General features: G+C 61.5%; 2 protein-coding genes. Both read left to right on the top strand.

Translation table 11 applies throughout. From position 1 onward, the window contains the following. The coding region (locus G113_RS20070; RefSeq protein WP_005914627.1) for an aminotransferase class I/II-fold pyridoxal phosphate-dependent enzyme at positions 1 to 744 on the top strand (744 nt) is incomplete at its 5' end. A 12-nt stretch (positions 745 to 756) separates the two neighbouring features. After that, positions 757 to 1,412 (top strand): histidinol-phosphatase (gene hisB / locus G113_RS20065; RefSeq protein ID WP_005914623.1); only part of this gene is annotated, 656 nt, incomplete at its 3' end.

The raw sequence follows: 1,412 nt of genomic DNA, 5'->3' as shown, positions 1-1,412 counted from the left end.
CCCGCCATTCACGATGCCCTCTCCGAGGTCAAGCTGGTGTTCCTCTGCTCCCCCAACAACCCGACCGGGGATCTGGTGGGTCGTGATGGCCTCATCGCACTGCTGGAGGCCGCCAGAGATCGCGCCATTGTCGTGGTGGACGAGGCCTATATCGAGTTCTGCCCGGCAGCGTCGGTGGTGGATCTGCTGGCCCGTTTCCCCAACCTGGTGGTGACTCGCACCCTCTCCAAGGCGTTCGCCCTGGCCGGGATCCGCTGCGGCTTTACCCTGGCCACCCCTGAGGTGATCGCCCTACTTGCCAAGGTGATCGCTCCCTATCCTATCGCCGACCCCGTGGCGCAGATTGCCGCTCAGGCCCTGACCCCCGCCGGTCTTGCGCTGATGCAAGAGAGAGTGCTTGAGCTAAACGCCCAGAAGGCGGCGCTCAAAAGCACCCTGATCGAGTTGCCCTGCGTGCGCGAGATCTTCGAAGACAAGGGCAACTTCATCCTGGTGCGCTTTGTCGATGGTGCCCGCGTCTTCGCCGCCATGAAGGCGGCCGGCATCATCTTGCGGGACTTCTCCACCAAGCCGGGCCTGGGAGACAGCATTCGCATCACCGTGGGTTATCAGGACGAGATGGATGCCGTGCTCGACATATTGCGGGGCCTCTCAGTTGACGGCATATCCGCTGACAGCCTGACCGCACAGAAAAGATCCGCTGGCAAGACGCCCACCGGCACTGCGCCCGCCAGCCGTTTATAAGGATGTAGAAAGATGAAAACCCCATTTTTGTTTATCGACCGTGACGGCACGCTGATTGAAGAGCCGGTGACCGACAAGCAGGTAGATAGCCTGGCCAAGCTGCGCTTCGAGCCCATGGTGATACCCGTGCTGCGCGAGCTGCAGGCCGCAGGTTATGTGCTGGTGATGGTCACCAACCAGGATGGACTGGGCACCAGTAGCCTGCCTCTTGAGCACTTCCAGCCGCCCCAGGATCTGATGATGCACATCTTCGAGTCCCAGGGCGTGCACTGGGAGAGCGTGCTCATCTGTCCCCACTTCCCCACCGATGGCTGCAGCTGCCGCAAACCCCATCTGGGGCTGGTGAAGGAGTACCTCGCCTCGGGCCGCATCGATTTTGCCAACTCCTTCGTGATAGGTGACCGGCAGACCGACATCCAGCTCGCCGAAAACATGGGCATCCGCGGCATTCGCTACCAGCCCCAGGATCACAACTGGCTCGCCATTCGCGATCAGCTGCTCAGTAAAGGCCGTACCGCCCTGGTGGAGCGCAACACCAAGGAGACCCGTATCCGGGTGGCACTGGATCTGGACAAGAGCGGCGGCAACCAGATCAGCACCGGCATCGGCTTCTTCGATCACATGCTCGATCAGATAGCGACTCACGCAGGTTTCAGTCTGCAGCTGGC

The sequence above is a fragment of the Aeromonas molluscorum 848 genome, assembly GCF_000388115.1.
GTDB classification, from domain to species: domain Bacteria; phylum Pseudomonadota; class Gammaproteobacteria; order Enterobacterales; family Aeromonadaceae; genus Aeromonas; species Aeromonas molluscorum.
Note: the sequence above shows the minus strand (reverse complement) of the source record. Positions and strands in the feature narration are given on the sequence as shown.